Source organism: Anaerostipes sp. AF04-45 (genome assembly GCF_003461725.1).
GTDB classification, from domain to species: domain Bacteria; phylum Bacillota; class Clostridia; order Lachnospirales; family Lachnospiraceae; genus Anaerostipes; species Anaerostipes caccae.
The window spans coordinates 96333-113571 of record NZ_QTXQ01000004.1 but is presented as its reverse complement, the minus strand read 5'-3'; the positions used below and the strand labels follow the sequence as shown (position 1 = coordinate 113571).

At 45.4% G+C, this 17239-nt stretch carries 16 protein-coding genes; 6 read left to right on the top strand and 10 right to left on the bottom strand.

The features are described 5' to 3' along the window. Positions 1-161: 161 nt before the first annotated feature. From DWV34_RS07345 to DWV34_RS07310, 8 genes are all read right to left on the bottom strand, one after another. Positions 162-1688, bottom strand: coding sequence for a S8 family peptidase (locus DWV34_RS07345; RefSeq protein WP_022260770.1), 1527 nt, complete (start codon positions 1686-1688; stop codon positions 162-164). A 141-nt stretch (positions 1689-1829) separates the two neighbouring features. Beyond that, positions 1830-2558, bottom strand: coding sequence for a YebC/PmpR family DNA-binding transcriptional regulator (locus tag DWV34_RS07340; protein WP_006566764.1), 729 nt, complete (start codon positions 2556-2558; stop codon positions 1830-1832). Positions 2559-2566: 8 nt separating this feature from the next. Continuing rightward, positions 2567-3517, bottom strand: coding sequence for a hemolysin family protein (locus tag DWV34_RS07335; RefSeq protein WP_009289516.1), 951 nt, complete (start codon positions 3515-3517; stop codon positions 2567-2569). Between the two features lie 69 nt (positions 3518-3586). Further along, positions 3587-3934 (bottom strand): type II toxin-antitoxin system PemK/MazF family toxin, encoded by a 348-nt coding sequence (locus DWV34_RS07330; RefSeq protein WP_006566762.1) that lies wholly within the window; start codon positions 3932-3934, stop codon positions 3587-3589. A gap of 117 nt (positions 3935-4051) precedes the next feature. Continuing rightward, positions 4052-5218, bottom strand: coding sequence for an alanine racemase (gene alr / locus DWV34_RS07325; RefSeq protein ID WP_054335029.1), 1167 nt, complete (start codon positions 5216-5218; stop codon positions 4052-4054). Next, positions 5202-6683, bottom strand: a complete 1482-nt coding sequence (locus DWV34_RS07320) for a bifunctional ADP-dependent NAD(P)H-hydrate dehydratase/NAD(P)H-hydrate epimerase (protein WP_009289513.1) — start codon at positions 6681-6683, stop codon at positions 5202-5204. Before DWV34_RS07320 ends, alr begins: the two co-directional genes overlap by 17 nt. Next, entirely contained in the window at positions 6680-7042 is a 363-nt protein-coding gene (acpS, locus tag DWV34_RS07315) for a holo-ACP synthase (protein WP_006566759.1), read from the bottom strand. The genes DWV34_RS07320 and acpS overlap by 4 nt, the downstream gene beginning before the upstream one ends. Positions 7043-7058: 16 nt before the next feature. Continuing rightward, positions 7059-7718 carry a redox-sensing transcriptional repressor Rex gene (locus DWV34_RS07310; protein ID WP_009289511.1) on the bottom strand — a complete coding sequence of 220 codons (660 nt, stop codon included), beginning with the start codon at positions 7716-7718 and terminating at the stop codon, positions 7059-7061. A 152-nt stretch (positions 7719-7870) separates the two neighbouring features. On the opposite strand from DWV34_RS07310, the gene abc-f reads away from it, so the two are divergent. The 6 genes from abc-f to DWV34_RS07280 all read left to right on the top strand — a co-directional run bounded on the left by abc-f (position 7871) and on the right by DWV34_RS07280 (position 14247). Continuing rightward, positions 7871-9781 (top strand): ribosomal protection-like ABC-F family protein, encoded by a 1911-nt coding sequence (abc-f, locus tag DWV34_RS07305; RefSeq protein WP_187115075.1) that lies wholly within the window; start codon positions 7871-7873, stop codon positions 9779-9781. Positions 9782-9848: 67 nt separating this feature from the next. Beyond that, a complete protein-coding gene (locus tag DWV34_RS07300; RefSeq protein ID WP_006566756.1) occupies positions 9849-10865 on the top strand; it encodes a glycosyltransferase family 2 protein in 1017 nt (338 codons plus the stop codon). Between the two features lie 146 nt (positions 10866-11011). Beyond that, complete coding sequence (locus DWV34_RS07295) at positions 11012-11755, top strand: MerR family transcriptional regulator (RefSeq protein ID WP_118475834.1); 744 nt, start codon at positions 11012-11014, stop codon at positions 11753-11755. 72 nt (positions 11756-11827) lie between these two features. After that, positions 11828-12544, top strand: a complete 717-nt coding sequence (locus DWV34_RS07290) for an ABC transporter ATP-binding protein (RefSeq protein WP_009289508.1) — start codon at positions 11828-11830, stop codon at positions 12542-12544. Between the two features lie 4 nt (positions 12545-12548). Then, positions 12549-13292, top strand: a complete 744-nt coding sequence (locus DWV34_RS07285) for an ABC transporter permease (protein WP_009289507.1) — start codon at positions 12549-12551, stop codon at positions 13290-13292. Between the two features lie 76 nt (positions 13293-13368). Further along, positions 13369-14247, top strand: a complete 879-nt coding sequence (locus DWV34_RS07280) for a S8 family peptidase (RefSeq protein WP_009289506.1) — start codon at positions 13369-13371, stop codon at positions 14245-14247. On the opposite strand, the gene hemW is transcribed toward DWV34_RS07280, so the two are convergent. Together hemW and lepA are read right to left on the bottom strand one after the other, a co-directional pair. Then, complete coding sequence (hemW, locus tag DWV34_RS07275; protein ID WP_022260772.1) at positions 14242-15378, bottom strand: radical SAM family heme chaperone HemW; 1137 nt, start codon at positions 15376-15378, stop codon at positions 14242-14244. The genes DWV34_RS07280 and hemW overlap by 6 nt on opposite strands. After that, positions 15368-17179 (bottom strand): translation elongation factor 4, encoded by a 1812-nt coding sequence (gene lepA, locus DWV34_RS07270; protein ID WP_009289503.1) that lies wholly within the window; start codon positions 17177-17179, stop codon positions 15368-15370. Before lepA ends, hemW begins: the two co-directional genes overlap by 11 nt. Between the last annotated feature and the right edge of the window lie 60 nt (positions 17180-17239).

Sequence of the window (17239 nt, the reverse complement as noted above, 5' to 3'; positions counted from 1 at the left end):
TGCATTATATCTTTAAGCAGTTATAAAATCAATAGATTTTATAGTTATTTTAGAAAAAATCACAGGATGTTCACAAAGGAATTTTGTCCTGTCTTCTTTCATTGAATCCCAAAGGATTAAGGTTATTAGTATCTCATAGGAGATCAAAATCCATACAAAGTTTACTTTCTGATTTTTATTGTCTTCACTTTGCTGTAACTGCTGTAAATTTTCCTGCCTCCGGCTGTCTTATAAGACCGCATGCGGACCCAATATTTTTTGTTCTTTTTCAGCCTGGAAACCGTTTTCTTTATCTGGCTTTTCTTTATCATATATTTTTTATATTTCTTAAATTTTGAATTGGGCGCTATATAGATCTCATAACCGCTTGCTCTTTTTTCCTTTTTCCAGCTGAGACTTAATTTCTTCTTTTTTATATTCTTAATGCTGAGTGAAGGGCGCTTCAGAGAAACATTGATCGTGATATTTTTAGAAGCACTGCTGTAAATACCTGATTTAGGAACAGATGCTTTGATCACAGCCCTGCCGGTTCCCCTGATGGTCACCTTTCCGCTGCCGTTGACAGAAGCCACTTTGGCATTGCCAGATTTATAAGACAAACTCCCGGAGCCCGCAATTTTAGCATTAAGGGTAAACGGCTTCGTCCCATAGGACTTCTTGTAAGATGACGTCCCTGAAATCTTCCGTGGGATATAACTTCTTCCGTACTTTGCTTTCTGCACAGCCGTCAGAGGCTGAATAATTCCATATCCGTAGTGCTTATCATACCCTTTGCTTCCTGCGTCCATTGCCGTGGATGTAATAATATCTGCACATTCTTTTGCCGTCAGGGACGGATTGGCTTGAAAGATCAGCGCCGCCACCCCTGCTGCATACGGTGTCGCCGCACTGGTCGTACCTCCCGGTGCAGAAATGTCAACCCGGTTATTATAGGTTGATGCGGCAGCCGTGTATTTCCGGGTATTGGAAGAATAGTTCAGGGCAGAGACAGACAGTACATTCCGATAGGACGACGGATAGCGGTATTCCTCTTTTCCTTTGTTGCCTGCTGAGGCAGCAAATAATATACTATTTTTAGATTTGGAATATGCTTCATTTATCGCTGCTTCCATCTTAGCATCATATATAGTATCACTAAGACTCATGCTGATTACCCTGCATTTTTTATTAGCAGCATAACGAATACCTTCCATCACTGATTTTGAATAGGATGACTGTGAACCATTTGCATCTACCTGTATCAGATACAGATTCACATTATATGCAACTCCAGCGCCGGCATACCGATTGTTGCCTGCGGCTCCCAATATTTTTGCCACAGAAGTTCCATGGCTGTATTTCGTAATCTGTCCTTTTCCTTCCCGTTTTGTAACTGCATTGTAGCAGCCTTTTATATTTCCTTTCAATTCTTTATCATTCACGTCAAAACCGCCGTCCATGACCGCAACATTCACTCCCTTTCCGGTTGCATAATTCCATGCCGTCAGCCCCGGTCCGGCCAGTCCCATCTGAAAAATACTGTGATATTTATGCTTATTAGACTTATACCTGACACTGGAAATCTCCGTATCATTGGTAAAACAATCACTTCTGTTCGTTCTTTCATAAAAATTTCCTGGATTGTGCAGCGAGGTACCCATCATAAGTATCATTGCTGCCAGAATCAGAAAATGTCCATTTTTCCGCATAAATCCTCTCTCCTTTCTGTCTGTAAACAGACAGTATCTGCATGATATATTGTTCTTTTATTATTGTTTCATTATATCATAAAAAGACCCTTCATCATGGCATAAATACATGATGAAGGGTCTCTATTTGGTCTGTACAGTCTATTCGTCCCAGTTATGCCAGACATCCTGGACGTCATCGTCTTCTTCCAGCAAATCCAGCGTCTTCTGCAGATTCTTGATATCATCCTCAGAAGCAAGCTCTACCATAGTGTTCGGAATCATGGTAACTTCTGCACTGGCCATCTCGATGGATTCCGCTTCCAGGGCCTCCCTGACTTTAGAAAAATCATCCGGGTCCGTAACGATCTCATAGCTGTCTTCCTCTGCCGCAAAATCCTCTGCTCCCGCATCCAGCGCAGTCATCATAAGATCATCCTCATCCATCTGACAGTCCTCTTTTGCGATAATGATCTGTCCCTTTTTCTCAAAATTGTAGGAGACACATCCAGGTGTTCCAATGCTTCCGCTTCCCTTTGTAAAAGCACTCCGGACATTGGAAGCCGTCCTGTTTTTGTTGTCTGTCAGAGCTTCTACAATAATCGCGACTCCGCTCGGGCCGTATCCTTCATATGTAATAGACTCGTAGTTGACGGCATTTGCATCGCCTGCAGCTTTTTTAATGCTTCGGTCAATGGTGTCATTGGGCATATTGTTGGCCTTTGCCTTAGCGACAATATCGCGGAGCCGGCTGTTATTTTCCGGGTCCGCCCCGCCTTCTTTTACCGCCACAGCAATCTCTCTTCCGAGTTTGGTAAAGATCTTGCCTTTTTTCGCGTCATTTTTTTCTTTTTTGTGTTTAATATTCGCAAATTTACTATGTCCTGACATAACTGTATTTACTCCTTCTCTGAATCATTTTCTTCTTTTTTTGTACGCTTTTTCTCCACTTTTACCTGTTTGATCACATTGTCGTGAATATCCACGGATTTAAAAGACCATCCTTCATAAATAATCTCTACTTCTTCTCCCTGTTCCGGAAGATGACCCAGCTGGTCTACCAAAAATCCGCTCAGCGTTTCAATCTCTTCTACATCAAACTCGATGTCTAATACTTCTTCGATCTTTTCCAGTCTCGTGCTTCCCCGCATCAGGAAAATATCGGCCCAGCCAAGCTTTGTGATCTCCCTGTCTTCCACATCATACTCATCGAGGATATTTCCAACGATCACTTCCAGCATATCTTCCATGGAGACAATACCTTCTGTCTGACTGTATTCGTCCACAACGATCGCCATATGGATCTTTTTTGTCTGCATTTCCTGAAACAGCACAGACAGATTCATGGTCTGGTGAACATAGAACGGCTCCCTGGCAATCTCATAGAGTTCCAGGTCTTTATTATTTATATAGGCGTCAATCACATCCTTGAGATACAGAACACCAATGATATGATCGATATCCTCCTCATAGAGAGGAAATCTTGAATATGGCTCATCCAGCATAAAATGAAGGGCTTCTTCCAAAGACATGGTGCAGTCGATCCCATCGATCTTCTTTCTGGAAGTCATGACATCGGTTACATCTTTGTCTCCGAACTCAAAAATATTGGTGATCATCTTGGCTTCATCTTCCAAAATAGCCCCCTGCTCATGCCCCTGGTTGACAATGTTCATGATCTCTTCCTCATATTCATTGTCATTATCGTCATCCGCTTCCCGCTCTGTCTGGTCGGTCTGCTTACCCTTGGGCTTATTTTTGCGTTTCGTTCCAATTATGTAGCCGAAGACGGCACCTAATACCAATGTAAGCAGCGGTATCAGGATCATCGCGGCACTTAAATCTTCCATATACATCTCCTTTATTCATCAGTCGTAATAAAATATACCATTTTACGAAGAAAAGGTCAATCTGTCCATCTATGTATCAAGACTTAAACTGATCTTTAATGCCTTGTCAACTTTCTCCAATATAGAACTGTTCAGATGACAGACCTTTTCTCTCAGCCGGCTTTTATCGATCGTCCTGATCTGTTCCAGCAAAATGACCGAATCTTTTTCCAACTGGCATTTCCTGCAGTCCACCGGCACATGGGTCGGAAGTTTTGCCTTGTTCATCTTGCTCGTGATCGCTGCGCAGATGACCGTGGGACTGTATCGGTTGCCCGCGTCGTTCTGCAAAATAATGACCGGGCGGACGCCTCCCTGCTCTGAGCCGACAACAGGCCTCAAGTCTGCATAAAAAATATCTCCTCGCTTAATTACCATAAGCCTAATCACTCTCCATCTCTTTCATAATAGTTTATGAAGAGTATTGACATTTCTTTCAGAAGTATTCAACTTAATCCTATTTTCCAGACGATTTTCGTCCGGCTTTAGAATTTCTCAGTCTTCCAGATAGTCCACTGCCTCTTTTGCCTTCCCGTCCTGAAAGTATACTCTTGGAACTCTTTTTCCGATCCCGCAGACAAATTCATAGTTAAAGGAACCTGCCAGATCTGCCGCCTCTTCCACCGAAATGTTTTTATCTCCCTCTGTCCCTACCAGGGTAACCCGGTCCATGACGCTGACTCCTTCAATATCGGTCACGTCCACCATGAACTGATCCATACAGATCCTTCCTATGATCGGCGCATACTGTCCCCGGATTATGACCCTTCCCCTGGAAGACAAGGCCCTCGGATAGCCGTCAGCGTAACCTACCGGTATCGTCGCGATTCTGGTCTTTCTGTCCGTAACGAACGTGGAGCCATAGCTGACTCCTTCTCCCGGCCCCACTTCTTTTACATGGATCACATGACTGATCAGGGAAAGTGCCGGCTTTAAATCAATGGCTGATTTATCCACTTCCTCGGAGGGATACAGCCCATAGGTGATGATGCCGGAACGGACCATATCCATACGGCATTCACGGAGGTCCATAATGGCTGCGCTGTTGGAGACGTGCTTGACCGGGATCTCGATCCCTTTTTCCTCAATCTTTGAGACAAACTGATCAAACAGTTCCTTCTGATGTCTGGCCGATGTCTTGTCCTCCTCGTCCGCACATGCAAAGTGTGTAAAAATTCCCTGAATTTTAATATTAGGAAGTTTTTGAATACGCTGTACCTGCCCGACCGATTCCTCCGTGGGCTTAAAACCAATCCGGTTCATTCCGGTATCCACTTTGATATGTATCCTGGCGTCCTTCTTCATTGTAACTGCAAATTTAGAGATCGCCTCCGCCATCTCATAAGAAAATACCGTCTGTTCAATTTCATGCTGGATCAATGAAGCATACTGATATTCCGAAGTATATCCGAGAATTAGGATCGGTTTTGTGATTCCCTGTTTTCTCAGAGCGATCCCTTCCTCAATGATCGCCACCGCAAAACCGTCGACGCCGATCTTATTCAATGCCTTCGCCACCGGGACCGCCCCGTGTCCGTAGCCGTCGGCTTTGATCACCGGCATAATCTTTGTATCCGGCCCCACAAGTTTTTTTATCTCACTGATATTATGGCAGACCGCATCCAGATCAATGGCTGCGTATACCCTATAATACTGATTCATCGCTGATTCCTCCTAAAATACTGCTGATTGACTCAATGATGTCTGATGCCAGCATGCTGTTGTGTCCAAAAATTTCTGCGGCATGGTCTCCTGCAAGCCCATGGATATAGACACCAAGGGCGGCAGCCTCAGAACATTCCATGCCTCTCCCTAGGAGGCTTGCGATCATGCCGCTTAAGACATCGCCGCTCCCCCCTGTGGCCATTCCATTGTTTCCGCTGCTGTTATAATAAACAGGCCGGCTGCCTGACACTACAAGCGTTGCCGCATCTTTCAGCACAACAGTGGCGCGGAATCTGTCCGAAAGCTTCTGTCCCGCATCCGTCAGAGTTTCTTTCACCTGCTCTGCGGATATTCCAAGGAGCCTTGCAGCTTCCAGAAGATGCGGTGTGAAAACGCACCCTCCCGGATGATCGATCTCCATTCCATAACGGCTGACCGTATTCAGGCCGTCCGCATCCAGCAAAAGAGGCTTTGTTCCGCGCTGTAAAACTTCTTCTAATAATTCTTTGGTCCGCTCTGAGACTCCCATTCCGGGTCCGAATAAGATACAGTCACACCATTCGAGGGCATCTTTTACATCCTCATATGTCCCGAACAGCACTTCCGGAAGCATGGACTGCAGAATCGGACGATTGGCTTCGCAGGAAATCACCTTTACCAGTCCGCTGCCCATGCGCAGGGCACTCTTTGCCGAAAAATAAGCAGCCCCAGACATCGTCTCATTTCCTGCTATGATCAGGACTTTTCCGTAGGTGCCCTTGTGAGAATCCGCAAAACGGCCCGGAAGTCTTTCTAAATCTTTCCTATCGTATGTGAAGCCCCCTGCATGTTTCTTCAAAACAGAATCAAAGAAACCGATCTTTTCTACATACAGCCGGCCCGCATATTCTTTTCCCGGATAGAGCAGATGTCCTGCCTTGGGACCGCCGAAGGTCACCGTAGCGTCTGATTTTACGGCGCATCCAAGGACTTTTCCCGTATCCCCGCTGATTCCGGAGGAAATATCGACTGACATGACTTTAGCTCCGCTTCCATTAATCCTTTCCACAGCAGTACGGTATGTCCCCGATACCTCTCTGGAAAGGCCTACGCCAAACAGTCCTTCCAAAATCCAGTCATAATCCTTATAATCTATCTCTTCTTTTTGCTCATATCCAAGCCGTGCAAGGATATCGTACTGCGTCTTTAAGTCTGCGGATGCCTGAGACAGATCCCCTACGACTGTAAAATCCACTGAATACCCTTCTTCCAGAAGGATTCTGGCCGCAGCCAGCGCATCTCCCCCGTTATTTCCGCATCCTGCCACAGAAAGAATCCTGTTATTTTTTCTGACTGTTTCCATGAGCCTTCGGGCAATTTTTTCGCTGGCCCTCTCCATCAGCACCAGGCCAGGAATCCCTATCTTCTGTATGGTCTCCTTATCAACATCCTGCATTTCCTGATTTTTTAAAACATATTTCATAGACACTCTCCTATGACAAAAGCCTGTGCCAGCCCCCCTGTGTTCGTAACCGACACATGAAATTTCGTAATCTTCCTATCTGATGCCATTTTTTCGGCTCTGCCTGTGAGTTTCACATAAGGTGCTCCTTTTGAATTCCGAAACACTCCGATCTCATAGGGCTCCAATCCGAAGAAGCCGGTTCCAAATACCTTGGAAACGGCTTCTTTAACTGCAAAATTACCAGCAAGAGTCGTACTGTTTAAACCTGCGCATGCCAGTTCCTCTTCTGAAAAAATCCGGCTCAGGCGGTTCTTTCTCTCCACCATCTTCTGTACCCGCCCGATTTCTATCAGGTCAGTTCCTATACCGACAATCATGGCGTTCCTCCCGTCTTTACTCCGCGCCTTCGCTGTCTTCCCTGCTGTGAATATTGTAAGTCAGCGTCATGAGGCTTTCTGCCAAATGGACATTCTCCACGGTCACACTGTCCGGCAGCGTGAGATCCACAGGGGCAAAGTTCCAAAATCCTTTGATGCCCCACGACACAAGATCTTTGGCAATCTTCGGCGCCTGGTCCTGCGGAAGCGTGAGGGCTGCAATCTTGATCTCATGATTCTTTATAAACTCTTCCATATCGTCAATATCGTGCACTTCCACTCCGTGCACCGTGATGCCGATCAGCTTCGGATTCACATCGAACAGCGCAATCACCTGAAAACCAATGCTGTTATTGTTAAAATCCTGATAATTAGCCAATGCCTGCCCCAGATTGCCGGCACCAACGATGATCATCTGATTGCTTTTGTCAAGTCCCAGAATCTTTCCGATCTCCACGTAAAGATTTTCTACATTGTAGCCGTATCCTTGCTGCCCGAAACCTCCAAAATTATTCAGGTCCTGCCGGATCTGGGATGCAGTTACTTTCATCCTCTCGCTCAGCTCTTTGGATGAGATCCTCGTAATATTTTTTGCTTTCAAAGCCCCCAAATAACGGTAATATCTAGGTAATCTCTTTATAACTGCCGGTGATATATTCTTATCCATTGATGACATTATTACCCTCCCACTTATTTTATTAACTACTCAAATTAAATAAATTATATAAGATTGTCTAATATCTGTCAAACTTTTCAGTGCGTTTTTTCAGAAATTATGTTATGCTTATAAAGAATTTTTACAGCTTAGAAATTTTGAAGGAGTGCACTATGGTTTTATCTTGTCAGAATATACATAAAACATTTGTCGACCAGGAAGTCCTGAAAGGAATTTCCTTTCATATCAATGAAAAGGACCGGCTTGCCGTCATCGGCTTAAACGGTGCCGGAAAGTCCACCCTGCTCAAGATCATCATGGATCAGATGACACCCGATGACGGGGAGATCCACAAAAAGAAGGACGCCGATATCGGCTATCTCGCACAGCATCAGGACCATACTTCTTCCCGCACCATTTATGAAGAGCTTTTGACCATAAAACAGGATGTGATCGAACTGGACAAAAAACTCCGCTCTCTGGAGCATATGATGAAGCATTTAAGCGGCACAGAGCTCGAAGAAAAGATGGAGGAATACACCAGGGCCACTCATTTATTTGAACAGAAAAACGGTTTTGCTTATAAAAGTGAGATCACAGGAATCTTAAAAGGACTCGGGTTTCAAGAGGAAGATTTTCAAAAAAAAATCGAGACTCTGTCCGGAGGACAAAAGACAAGGGTCGCTCTCGGAAAACTCCTGCTGATGAAGCCAGAGATCCTTCTCCTGGATGAGCCTACCAACCATTTGGATGTAGATTCGATCCAGTGGCTGGAAACCTATTTAAGCCACTATGAGGGCGCTGTCATCCTGGTCTCCCATGACCGGTATTTCCTGGACAAGATCGTCAACAAAGTCATGGAGATTGAGTCGGGTCACGCGATGCTCTTTGACGGCAACTACACTTCTTTTATTAAAAAAAGGGATCAGGTAAAGGCAATCCGCTTGAAGGAGTACGAAAACCAGCAGCAGGAGATCCGTCACCAGAAGGCGGTCATTGAAAAACTAAAACAATTTAACCAGGAAAAATCCATCCGCCGGGCCGAGAGCCGTGAAAAGATGCTGAACAAAATTGATGTGATCGAAAAGCCTGTGGAAGTCGACGGAAAAATGCGCTTTGCCATCGAACCGTCGGTGATCAGCGGAAACGATGTCTTAACGGTGGAACATCTGGAAAAAAGTTTCGGGCCGCATATGCTGTTTTCCGATATAAATTTTGAAATATTTCGCGGTGAGCGCGTGGCATTGATCGGCGCCAACGGAACCGGCAAGACTACGATGTTAAAAATCATCTGCAAACAAATTGCCAAAAACAAAGGACTGATTAAGCTCGGTTCCCAAGTTTCCATCGGATATTACGATCAGGCACAGGACAACCTGCATCCGGATAAGACAATCTTCGAGGAGATATCTGATTCCTTTCCGGAACTGACCAACACAAAAATCAGAAATACACTGGCTGCTTTCCTTTTTAAAGGAGAAGATGTCTTTAAACTTGTTTCTTCCTTAAGCGGCGGTGAAAAGGGACGGGTATCTCTTGCGAAACTTATGCTTTCCCATGCCAATTTTCTGATTCTTGATGAGCCTACCAACCACCTGGACATTCACTCCAAAGAAATCCTGGAATCCGCCCTGTCCCAGTACACAGGCACGGTTCTTTACGTGTCTCACGACCGCTATTTTATCAACAAGACAGCCACAAGAATTTTGGAACTCTCTCCGAAAGACGGTCTGCACTCTTATCCGGGCGACTACCAGCACTATCTTATCGAAAAGGAGAAGGAAGGCACGAAAGAGGTACAGAACGCTGAAACTGAGTCTGTATCCGATACGAAGCTGAGCTGGCAGAAGCAAAAGGAAGAAGACGCAAAGCGTCGGAAAAGAGAAAACCGCCTGAAAAAAATAGAACAGGAAATCGAGGAACTGGAAGCGGAAAGCACAAAGCTTGACGAAGAAATGTGTCTGCCGGAGAACGCAGTCAACACAAAGAAACTGCTGGAACTCTCCGCTGCCAAAGTCCGGAATGAGGAACATCTGGAAACCCTTTATGAAGAATGGGAGACCCTGTCAGAAGAAACTGAGTGAAAATGCCATGGTATTTTTACAAAAATTTGTTATAATAGACTAAGTACCATTTTTAGGAGGTTACAAAATGAAATTAATATCGTTTGCTGTGCCGTGTTATAATTCCCAGGAATATATGAGACACTGCATAGATACATTGCTGACCGGAGGAGACAAAGTTGAGATCCTCATCATAGACGATGGTTCCACGGACAATACCGGCATGATCGCCGATGAATATGAAAACAAATATCCCGGTATCTGCCGGGCGATCCATCAAAAGAACAAAGGCCACGGCGGTGCAGTAAACACTGGTATCGCTCATGCCAAAGGGATTTATTTTAAGGTGGTGGACAGTGACGACTGGGTAAACGAACATGCCTATGAGGAAATCTTCAATCAATTAGAGACCTTTTACCGCCAGGGAACCATTATAGACATGTTTATGTCAAACTATGTCTATGAGAAACAGGGTGTGAAGAGAAAAACCGTGATTCATTACCGCCATACGATCCCGGTTGAACAGATTTTTACCTGGGATGATGTAAAGCGTTTTCCTCTGAGTCAGTACATTCTCATGCATTCCGTCATTTACCGTACTTCTCTTCTCCATGAGTGCCGTCTGTGCCTGCCGGAACATACTTTTTATGTAGACAACCTTTACGTTTTCAAACCGCTTCCATATGTGAAGACGATTTACTATCTGGATGTAAATTTTTACCGCTACTTCATCGGAAGGGACGATCAGTCTGTCAATGAAGCCAATATGATCAAACGGATCGACCAGCAGTTTTTTGTCACCAAAGCCATGATCGATTATATGAGCAGCTTTGAGCTGGTAAACAAGCCGTTATACCGCTACATGAAACACTATCTGAGCATCATCATGACGGTATCATCTGTCATTGCCATCAAATCCGGCATACCGGAGCATCTTCAGATGAAGAAGGAACTCTGGAAGTACCTGAAATCGAAAAACACAAAACTATACCGTCAGATCCGGGGATCTCTTGTTGGAAATGCCGTAAACCTCCCGGGCTACGGAGGCCGGAAAGTTGTCATCGCAGCTTACAAAGCAGCACGGAAGTTCATTGGATTTAATTAAATCAGTCGAAAAATGACATTGGGAACCATCAAACCAATGTCATTTTTTATTCTGTAAGAAAATTGTAACGCGGAGTCCAAAACCCTCCACTATATCACCATATTTCTGATCTGTGTTATGCTGGAGCCATGAATGGAGGTTTTTACATGAATACTTATAAAACATCTGAGGTTGCAAAGCTCATAGGAATTCATCCCAATACTGTCCGGCTGTACGAAAACGCAGGGCTGATCTCAAAACCGGAACGGCAGAGCAATGGATACCGCATTTTTACTGATCTTAATATTGAGCAGTTCCGGCTGGCCCGGCTGGCTTTTCAAATGGAGGTACTGCAGAACGGACTGAGAAAAAAGGCTGTCCGGATTGTAAAAACAGCGGCATCCTGTGATTTTCCCAGGGCTCTGGTATTGGCAGAAGAATACCTGGCACAGATCAGAAAGGAACAAGCCAATGCCGAAGAGGCAGTCGAAATCGTAACAGAGATTTTATCCGGCGGATCACAGGAACATACCCATCCCATGAAACGCAGGGAAGTCTCCCGGTATCTCGGCATTTCTATGGATGCTCTGAGAAATTGGGAAATGAACGGCCTTTTGACTGTAAAACGCAGGCAGAATGGATACCGCATATATACGAGTCAGGATATACAGAGGCTCAAAATCATTCGCTCCCTGAGGTGTGCAAATTATTCTTTGGAATCCATTCTGCGTCTGCTTGGGCACCTGTCAAAAAATCCCGGGATTGATATCAAAGAAGTTTTGGATACTCCCAATAAAGATGACGATATTATTGCGGTGTGCGACAAACTGGTTACTTCTCTGCTGACTGCCGAGAATAATGTTTTGAAAATGATATGCAGCTTAAAAAGAATGAAAAAACAATTTTCTTAAACCCTCCACTTTACCACCAATGTTTTCGTTGGTGGTATTCTTTTTTTACAATAAAACAAGGAGGTATCCTTCATGAATGAAGTGATCAAAGCAGAAAAATTATGTAAAACCTACAACAAAACGCCTGCGGCAGACAATATCAGTTTATCCGTAAAGCGCGGAACAGTTTTCGGCCTGATCGGGGCCAATGGCGCAGGCAAGAGCACAACGATTGAATGCATTTTAGGTACAAAGACGGCAGACAGCGGAACCATATCCATTCTGGGAATGAATCCGCAGACATCCAGAAAGCAGCTGTTTCAAAAGGTAGGTGTCCAATTTCAGGAGGCAGCTTATCAGGATAATATTACCGTCTCAGAACTTTGTGAAGTTACCGCTGCTCTCTATCAGGAATCCGCAGATCCGAAAAAACTACTGCAAAAGTTTGGAATTTCCGAAAAAGCCAAAAGCCAGATCAAAGATTTATCCGGCGGCGAGAAACAAAGACTATTTATTATCCTCGCACTCATACCCAATCCTGAAGTTGTCTTTTTGGACGAGCTGACGACCGGTCTGGACGCCAGGGCCAGACGCCAAGTGTGGAATATACTCTCCTCACTCAAGGAAGATGGACTGACGATTTTCCTGACGTCCCATTTTATGGATGAGATCGAGAACCTGTGTGACTGCATCTGTATTTTAAAAAAGGGAAACATCATATTTTACGGTACGGCGGCGGAGGCAGTTGCATCGAGTCCTTTTGATCATTTTGAAGACGCTTATCTTTGGTATACAGACGAGGAGGAATGAATTGATGAAAACTTTTAAGACAATGCTGAAAACAGAATTAAAATTATCTCTGAGAGGAATGGATATGTTTATTTTTGCAATCTGTGTGCCTCTTGCGGTACTGGCAGTCATGGGAATTATTTATGGAGACAGACCCGCATTCGGCGGTGCCGGATACTCATTTCTGGAACAGTCGTTCGGAGCCGTCACCACCATATCCATCTGTGCAGGAGGTGTGATGGGATTGCCGCTGGTTGTCTCTGATTATCGGAGCAAGGGTATTTTAAAGCGCTACAAGGTTACGCCGGTCAGCCCTTCCATGATCTTAGCGGTACAGGTGACAATTTATACTTTATATGCGGCTGTTTCTCTGATCCTGCTCTATGCCGAAGCCGTTCTTTTCTTTGGATATCAGTTCCGCGGATCTTTTTTGAGTTTTCTGGGATGTTATCTCCTGGTCATTGTGTCTATGTTCAGCATCGGCATGCTGGTAGGCGGTATTGCTCCGAATACTAAGATAGCGAGTGTCGCCGCAAGTCTGCTGTACTTTCCGATGCTGATTTTTTCAGGCGCAACACTTCCCTATGAAGTCATGCCCAAAGTGCTGCAGAAAACTGCAGATATTATGCCGCTGACTCAGGGAATCAAGCTACTGAAAGCCGCTTCTCTGGGAGAGGAGCTTGGCAGTGTGATTGTTCCGGCTGTGACCATTGTCTGCATCGCAGTAATCTGTACCTTCGCATCCCCCAAATTCTTTCAGTGGGAATAGCCTGCGCAAAATGTTCTGGCTTTTCTGTGTTTCCGGCGTATTCTATACTATAACACTTATTAGGAGACAATATTTTATGAAGCTAATATCACAGATCATCCATGCGGATATCGCCCATAAACATGGCTTCCTGGGGAAGAATATAGGGATTGCCTTCCTGGATACCGGTATCTATCCCCATAAAGAATTTTATCCGGCCGATCAGCGGATCGCCGGATTCATAGATTATGTACACCACAGATCATATCCTTATGATGACAATGGACACGGGACCCATATCGCGGGGATTGCCGCATCTGCAAGCTGCGGCATTGCACCTGCAGCACATATTATTTCCCTCAAGGTTCTGGATGCGCTTGGAAACGGGAATCAGCGCACGTTCTTAAACGGCCTGTCCTGGATCCACCATTTTCACAAACAGTATGGAATCCGGATTGTAAATATTTCTATCGGCACTCCTGCTTCCGGAAATGACGAAGCTGCCAATGCGATTGTGAAGCAGGTCAACCAGCTGTGGGATGACGGACTGGTCGTCTGCATCGCCAGCGGAAATAACGGCCCCAGAGATCATTCCATCACAGCGCCGGGCAACAGCCGCAAGATCATTACCGTAGGCTCCAGCGACGATGCCAGCCGTCCCATGGGTTCTCAGCGCTTTGCAAAAAATTATTCCAGCAGAGGGCCTACCTCTTCCTGCGTCATGAAGCCGGACGTTGTGGCTCCCGGAACAAATATATATTCCTGCGGCCTGAACGGAGGGCACAGCATCAAGAGCGGCACTTCCATGGCAACACCGGCAGTTTCCGGGGCCATCGCCCTGCTTTTGGAGCGTTACCCGTATTATACGAACAAAGATGTAAAAATGAAACTTCGGTACAATTGTGACAAGCTTTCCACTCCGAGAAATCATCAGGGATGGGGACAGATCAACGTTCAGAAACTTCTGGATCTATAAAAGAAACTCCATCATTACCTGATTGCTTAAAAACAAGGCCTGCTGCGGGATCCAGATTCTTTCGGCATCCTGTTCTAACAAGCCTTTTCCAGAGAGTTCTTGGATAGGTTCCCGGTAAACATCCAGGATACCTGTCCCGAACCGCTTGGAAAATTCCGTTTTTGAGATCCCTTTTGTCATCCGTAGCCCCAAAAACATATACTCTTCCATCTCTTCTTTTTTGGTCAGTTCTGTTTCTTTTTCAAATATGCCGCTAAAATCTGTTATTGACAGGTATTTTTCCATATCTGCCGGATTTGTAAAGCGTTTTCCCCTAAAATAAGAAGACGCCGCCAAACCAAATCCCAGGTATGGTTTCCCTGTCCAATATCCGCAGTTATGTCTGCATTCATATCCCGGTCTGGCATAGTTTGACAGCTCATACCTTTCATAGCCTAAGGTATGAAGGATCTTTTCCGTCCTTTCATACATGGCCGCGTCCTCATCTTCCGTCGGCAGGAGATCATCCAGCCCTTTCATATCATAAAAAGGTGTCCCTTCTTCGATGATCAGGCTGTAAACTGAGAGATGTTCCGGCTCAAGTTCTGCAGTTTTTAACAGGGTCTGTTCCATCGACTCCATCGTCTGCATAGGAACCGCATTCATCAGATCTACATTGATGTTTTGGAATCCGCAGTCCCGGGCCATATAAAATCCCGAGACAAAGTCCTCAAATGTGTGAATCCGGCCTAAAATCTTCAGTTCTTCTTCCCTCGCGCTCTGAAGTCCGAAACTGATCCTGTTGATCCCGCAGTTTTGATAGGCCGAAAGTTTTTCTCTTGTGACAGTGCCGGGATTGGCTTCGATCGTGCACTCCATGTTTTCTGCACAGGAAAAAGAATCTCTGACCGTATTCATCAAAGATTCTATCTGTGCTCCCGGAATCAGGGAAGGAGTTCCTCCTCCGATAAATACCGTGCTCACTGACGGGCGTTTAAGAAGCCTTCCCCAGTGCAGAATTTCCTGCCGAAGCTTTCGTATATAGCTGCTGATCTCATCATCTCCGGCCGGAAACGAACAGAAATCACAGTAACTGCATTTTTTTTTGCAGAACGGTATATGAAGGTACAGTTCAAGTTCTCTAGTCTTCATCTAATTTCAGCACACTCATGAATGCTTCCTGAGGAATTTCTACATTGCCTACCTGACGCATCCGCTTCTTTCCCTGTTTCTGTTTCTCCAGAAGTTTTCTTTTCCTGGAGATATCGCCGCCGTAGCACTTGGCCAGCACATCTTTCCGCATAGCCTTTACGGTCTCCCTGGCAATGATCTTGCTGCCCACTGCCGCCTGTATAGGGATTTCAAATAAATGCCTTGGAATTTCTTCCTTCAGCTTGGAACACATTTTTCTTCCCCTCTCGTAAGCCGTCTCGGCATGAACGATGAAGGACAGTGCATCTACTTCTTCTTTGTTGATCAGGATATCCAGTTTCACGAGCTCTGATCTCTGATATCCCTTCATCTCATAATCCAGAGATGCATACCCTCTGGAGCGTGATTTCAGGGCATCGAAAAAGTCATAAATGATTTCATTGAGCGGAAGTTCATACCTTAAAACAGCCCGTCCTTCCTCGATATATTCCATTCCGATATAAACGCCTCTGCGCTCCTGGCACAGTCCCATGATCGCTCCCACATAGTCGGATGTGACCATAATCTCTGCTGAAACAATCGGTTCTTCCATATAATCAATCTGGGATGGATCCGGAAGATTGGACGGATTGGTCAGCTCAATCATCGTACCGTCAGTCTTATATACCCGGTATACAACGCCCGGTGCAGTGGTCACCAGATCCAGATTGTATTCCCTTTCCAAACGCTCCTGGATGATCTCCAGGTGCAAAAGCCCTAAGAATCCACAGCGGAATCCGAATCCAAGCGCCACTGATGTCTCCGGCTCAAACTGCAGTGAAGCATCATTCAGCTGTAACTTTTCCAGGGCATCCCGAAGATCAGGATATTTTGCTCCGTCGGTCGGATAAAGCCCGCAGAATACCATTGGGTTTACTTTTTTATAACCCGGAAGCGGCTCGCTGCATGGATTGTCTGCATCTGTAATCGTGTCTCCGACCGTGGTATCCTGGACATTTTTAAGACTGGCCGTCACATATCCTACCATACCGGCGCTGAGTTCTTCCGACGGAATGAACTGTCCCGCGCCGAAGATGCCGACTTCCACTACCTCAGCCACGGCATCGGATGCCATCATCTTCATCTTTGTTCCCGGCCGGATCGTGCCCTCTTTGATCCTTGCAAAGATAATGACTCCCTTGTAAGCATCATAAATACTATCAAAGATCAAGCCCTGCAGCGGTCCCTCAGGATCTCCGGACGGCGCAGGAATCTTCATTACGATCTGCTCCAGCACGTCCTCGATGTTGATTCCGTTTTTTGCCGAAATCAGGGGGGCATCCTCCGCTTCAATACCGATGACATCTTCAATTTCTGTCTTTACTCTTTCCGGATCTGCGCTCGGAAGATCGATCTTATTGATGACCGGCATAATCTCCAGGTCATGGTCCAGAGCAAGATAAACGTTTGCCAAAGTCTGCGCCTCAATGCCCTGTGCGGCATCTACCACAAGGACAGCTCCCTCGCATGCCGCCAGGCTCCTGGAAACTTCATAGTTGAAATCCACATGTCCCGGCGTGTCTATCAGATTGAAAATATACTCCTCGCCGTTCTCTGCCTTGTATACAATACGGACTGCCTGTGATTTAATCGTGATCCCGCGTTCCCTCTCCAGATCCATATTGTCCAGCACCTGTTCCTGCATCTCTCTGTCAGTCAGGGTGCCTGTTTTTTGAATGATACGGTCTGCCAATGTGGACTTACCGTGATCTATATGCGCAATAATACAAAAATTGCGGATTTTACTCTGATCGATTGTCATAGTTTCCTCCTGTTGCAAATAAACATATTCGATTTAGTATAGCAAAAAAAAGGCTGAAAG